Annotated in this window: 6 protein-coding genes and 2 pseudogenes; 3 read left to right on the top strand and 5 right to left on the bottom strand. The window is 66.1% G+C overall.

Translation table 11 applies throughout. The annotated features are described in order from the left end of the window. The 3 genes from AB0G13_RS34255 to AB0G13_RS34245 all read left to right on the top strand — a co-directional run. Positions 1–219: hypothetical protein (locus tag AB0G13_RS34255; RefSeq protein ID WP_357883723.1), on the top strand; the 219-nt coding region annotated here is incomplete at its 5' end. 65 nt (positions 220–284) lie between these two features. After that, positions 285–455 (top strand): hypothetical protein, encoded by a 171-nt coding sequence (locus tag AB0G13_RS34250; RefSeq protein ID WP_357883720.1) that lies wholly within the window; start codon positions 285–287, stop codon positions 453–455. 423 nt (positions 456–878) lie between these two features. Beyond that, entirely contained in the window at positions 879–1,472 is a 594-nt protein-coding gene (locus tag AB0G13_RS34245; RefSeq protein WP_357883717.1) for a hypothetical protein, read from the top strand. Positions 1,473–1,530: 58 nt separating this feature from the next. On the opposite strand, the pseudogene AB0G13_RS34240 reads toward AB0G13_RS34245, so the two are convergent. The 5 genes and pseudogenes from AB0G13_RS34240 to AB0G13_RS34220 form a co-directional block, all read right to left on the bottom strand. Beyond that, a pseudogene (locus tag AB0G13_RS34240) lies at positions 1,531–1,746 on the bottom strand (transposase); the annotation flags it as partial. Between the two features lie 581 nt (positions 1,747–2,327). Continuing rightward, positions 2,328–2,564 (bottom strand): hypothetical protein, encoded by a 237-nt coding sequence (locus tag AB0G13_RS34235; protein ID WP_357883714.1) that lies wholly within the window; start codon positions 2,562–2,564, stop codon positions 2,328–2,330. 116 nt (positions 2,565–2,680) lie between these two features. After that, the gene (locus AB0G13_RS34230) at positions 2,681–3,142 is read right to left on the bottom strand and encodes a hypothetical protein (protein ID WP_151452368.1); all 462 of its coding nucleotides are present in this window, start codon (positions 3,140–3,142) and stop codon (positions 2,681–2,683) included. 251 nt (positions 3,143–3,393) lie between these two features. Next, positions 3,394–3,993 (bottom strand): HEAT repeat domain-containing protein, encoded by a 600-nt coding sequence (locus tag AB0G13_RS34225; RefSeq protein WP_357883726.1) that lies wholly within the window; start codon positions 3,991–3,993, stop codon positions 3,394–3,396. A gap of 26 nt (positions 3,994–4,019) precedes the next feature. Beyond that, positions 4,020–4,104: pseudogene (locus AB0G13_RS34220) on the bottom strand (IS5/IS1182 family transposase); the annotation flags it as partial.

Genomic DNA, 4,104 nt, shown 5'->3' with positions numbered 1-4,104 from the left:
CGATTTGCTGTCTTACCTGGAGCCTCGCCCTCATCGATCCCCGGGCTACACACCCCGCCTCTGACCTGCAAGGTCAGGATGAAAAGGGCTCAGTGCCGCAACCTCCAGACCGGCGTAACTTACGTCGTTTACGGTGCCCACACGGTTTCCGCCCCGAACATCGCCACCACCACCTGCTACAGCGGGAACGTCGCCGAGGTCGTGGTGGCCGCGCCTTGAGGCCTATGGCCGCTGTTGGGTGGCGTTCGTGGCCGCGGTCCATCCCGAATGACGACAATGAGTTGGTGGACAGGTTGCTGACGGCGCCCACCGGGCTGCCGCCGCTTCTTGTTTTGGCCCTGGTGCTTCTGCTGCCGGCCCTGGAGTCCTCGACCCCGCTCGGGCTGGTCGTACCCGGCGAGACAGCGATCTTGATCGGCGGACTGGTAGCCCACGACGGCGAGTTGCCGCTCTGAGCGGTGGCCGCCACCGGGGCGCTCGGGGCCTGCCTGGGAGACCAGATCGGCTACACACTGGGCCGACGTCAGTGCTCAGCTCCTCGGCGAACACCACGGTCTGGGGCAGCCAGGAGTGACAATCGCCCGAGGTTGCGGATGCGGACGGAGAGCCCAGAACTTACAAGCGAGGGGCCGCAGCTTCGGACCCGCCGTGTCCACCTACTCCCGTCGCGACTACTCAACCTCGAAGCCGCCGTGTTCGCGAGACAGCGCCAGTTCGGCCGGCATGACGTGGCTGTAGATGTTCGTCGTGACGCCGATATGGCGTAGCGCGCGCACGTTTCGCCCGTTCCCGAGACTCCCCCTCCAGCGCTAACCCGCGATGTCGATCTCCCTCGCGGGAGGGAGGAGTCGGTTGCAGGATTCGTGTTGAGTGGCGGCATGACTTCCACGGCTTTCGCCAGCGATCGTCCCCTAGCCCCTGCACAGCCCGGCACCGGTGTCGTCGTCATAGCTCGTCTGATGGCCCTTTGCTGCATCGGGTTCGCGGTCGTCAACGTCGTCTTCGAGACGACCGACCGCTTCGCCGACGGCCCCTATGCCGAGTACGCTTCCGCGATCGCCGTGATGAACTGGCTTGTCGTCGGGCTGAAGGCGGTGGGAGCGGCTGTGGCACTGTTGTCGGTCGTCGAACGCCCGAAGGTTCTTTCTCCGGCACTTCTGGGCGTGTTGTTGTGGGGAGCGTTTGCGATGCTGGGCGTGTACGCCGTCGGCAGCGTGGCGCAAGCGGTCGGCATGGTCTCGGGCCTGGCGGGTACCGCCGACCAGATCGATATCGCCGGAGTCGGTTACGTGCTCTTTTTCCTGGTGCTTGCAATTGGTTACGGCGCCCTGACAATCTCTTACTCGCGGCGCTTCGGGCTTCGGAAAGGCGTCGCCGTCCTCGGCGTGCTCGGGGCACCCGTGGTGCTGGGCGTGATCCTGCTGGCCATCCCAACTCTGCTGGCCGCCTTCGGCCTCATGCCTACGCCCTGACTCCCCGTCGGCGACCAGGGGCGGGGTGGCCTCGAACACGAAGCCCCACTTACAACTCCTAACTCTTTGAGCGTTGGAGTCTGCGCCAGCAGATGATGGCGCAGGCGAGGGTGAGGAACGCTTCGTGGATGTCGTCGCGGATCTCCCGGCGGATGCGTAGGCGGCGGAACCAGTGCAGCAGGGCGATGGTCTGTTCGACGACCCAGCGTCGGGTGCCGAGGCCGGAGCCGTGGCCGACTCCGCGTCGGGCGATGACAGGGGTGATGCCGCGATCCAGCCGGCCTGACAAGCTGCGACCCTATGTGCCCGAACTGCTATGCATGCTTACGGACGGCAATGAGCGTGCGGGCTTGAGCCAACCCTGGCCGTACCGTAATCTATAAGCATGTGCACCCGGAATGGTGCACAGGTGAAACGTGCAGGTGTTCGAGTCCCCCTCGGACACAAACTTGCGGCATCCATGCCGTCTTCTACGTACTGGTGGTCAGGGCTCCTTGACCACGTGAATCTGATCTTCGCGACCAACCTCACCGGCCCTGTGTCGGTTGGCGGTGGTGGTCGCTGTGGGCTGATTCTTCTTTGGCTTCTGTCATTCCTCCAGTCCTTCTGCCGGCCCGTGGTCGAAGCAACCCGCGTGACGCCCATGCACCGCTGCGTCGGGCTCCGTTGCCGATGCCAGCGCTTGCGCAGCAGCGGTCCGAGGCCAAGGTGTACCGTCTCGCGTCGGTCGATGCCAGTGACCGGATCCGTGATCGAGGCATCGTGCGTGCCCTGGCTTGGGAGCCGGGTGCCCGACTGGAGATCCGCGAGAGAGCTGGCGTCATTGTCGTGCGTCGGGATCCTGGTGGATCGCTCTCACCGGTCAGGGACACCTATTGCTGCCGGCGCCCCACAAGAGAAGCAGGCGGCGGCAATGCGGGGGTACATGTCGGTGAGCTGCCGCACCGCCTCGGGGTTGGCTGCGGTGTCACGGATGTAGCGGATGCGTCCAGCTTCGGTCATGTCGTCAGAAAGACCGGCGGCCCGTTCGGCGGGGGCGATGTTCCGGTCGAAGTAGTGGGCGGCGCGGGCGCGGGCGGTGGTGTCGGTCATTGGGCTACCTCCGGATCGTGCTTGGGTCAGCTGCGCGAGACGGCGGGGGCGAGGGTGTTGGTCATCGGGATGCCTCCGGCGCGGGGTCGAGTTGGGGCCATGAGGGCTTCCACCGGCTAGTTGTCGAACCAGAACACGATGCGCACGTCCTCCGGGGCACCCAGCTTCGCCAGCAGGTCGAGCCGACCGAAGTACCAGTCGTGGAGGAACCCACGAACCGTCTTCACCTGCGGCTCACCTTCACCACGCTGATCGGCGAACGTCTGGTCGTAGTCGAACGCCAGCAGTTCAGCGAGGGTCAGCCACGTGTGGCTGTGCCCGTCAACGTTCCAGTCGTCGCTTTTGGCGCGAACCTCGGCGGACACGTCGGCGGGCAGGCCGCGCGGCTCGGCGATGACCGGCGACTCGGAGTAGTTCCGGACGTCGGCGAGGAACCCGAATAGGCCGTAGTCGCGGGCGCCGTCAAACGGGCACTGCTTTTCTTTGGGGAACTCGTTGTCGGGGAAGGTGTTGTCTCCGGCGTAGGCCCAGGTGCCGTTGGTGCGGGTTTCGACGTAGGCGTGGATGTCGGATCCCATGGGTGGCTCCTTCGAGGTGTTGGGCTAGCGCGACCAACAGGGCAACCTGACCCTGCCAAGGTCCAACTTGGGAGAATGGTTCCACCCGCGAACACCGACGGGAACGGCCGACAGGCCGTCGCACTACTTTGGCGCGGGACCGGGATGGCGCTGGTCGTCTGCGCGGTGGCGAAGTCGTGCTCTGGTCGACGCGTTCGTCGCGAAGGTCGACGAGGACCTCGCCGTCTCCGCCGGGCTCAACCTGGCCGGCCTCACCACGGGTGGAGCGGTATAGGACTGCCTTCACGCAGGTAGGACAACGCCCACCGCGCCTCCTGCCGCAGGAGTGGGGTGAGGCGCGGCTCTGCCAGGAATGCCTCGTACAAGGTCGTGCCTCGGCTGGGATCCGTGTCGGCGACGCAGCGGATCGCCGCACTGCGTACCACGAGGTTCTCATCGGCGAGGGCCTGCTCGACCGCCTCCCGGCTCGCCGGGCCGGTGTGCTTGGCCAGTGCCCTGACGGCGTTGACGCGGTGCAGGAAGTCCCTGTGCCGAGCCTGCTCGCAGAGGATGTGCGTAGCGCGGGGGTCGTTGATGTCGCCGAGGATCACGATTTCCGTGGTGCCGACGCGGTTCGGCAGCTGGGCGAGGAAATCCTCGGGCGCGACCGAGGCGGCGATGTGCAGGGCGGCCGACCAGCCGTCGCCCAGCTCCCGGCCGGTGGATTTCGTGACCAGGTTCGCCCTGGCCGTGCCGTAGTAGAGGTCGAAGACGCGTTTCGCTCCGGTGGGCCCGGCAGCGATCAGGGCTTCGTCGGCCCCGGGCTCCCCGTCGAGAACCTTGGCGATCACGGCATCGAGACCATCGTTCATCGGCCCATGATGCCATTGAGCCCTTTTCATCCTGTGTAGCGGTTGGATTCGGTGTGGTGCAGGACGAGGATCGCCTGCACGATCGCGGTGGCTCGGCGTGGGCAGCAGGGC

Origin of the sequence: Micromonospora sp. NPDC023633 (genome assembly GCF_040640035.1) — a bacterium.
In the GTDB taxonomy this organism is placed as follows: domain Bacteria; phylum Actinomycetota; class Actinomycetes; order Mycobacteriales; family Micromonosporaceae; genus Micromonospora.
This window is presented reverse-complemented; position numbering and strand designations above follow the sequence as displayed.

Coding starts and splice junctions, on each gene's coding strand:
- AB0G13_RS34230 (WP_151452368.1), bottom strand. CDS start 3,142: ATGGGATCCGACATCCACGCCTACGTCGAAACCCGCACCAACGGCACC.
- AB0G13_RS34245 (WP_357883717.1), top strand. CDS start 879: ATGACTTCCACGGCTTTCGCCAGCGATCGTCCCCTAGCCCCTGCACAG.
- AB0G13_RS34235 (WP_357883714.1), bottom strand. CDS start 2,564: ATGACCGACACCACCGCCCGCGCCCGCGCCGCCCACTACTTCGACCGG.
- AB0G13_RS34225 (WP_357883726.1), bottom strand. CDS start 3,993: ATGAACGATGGTCTCGATGCCGTGATCGCCAAGGTTCTCGACGGGGAG.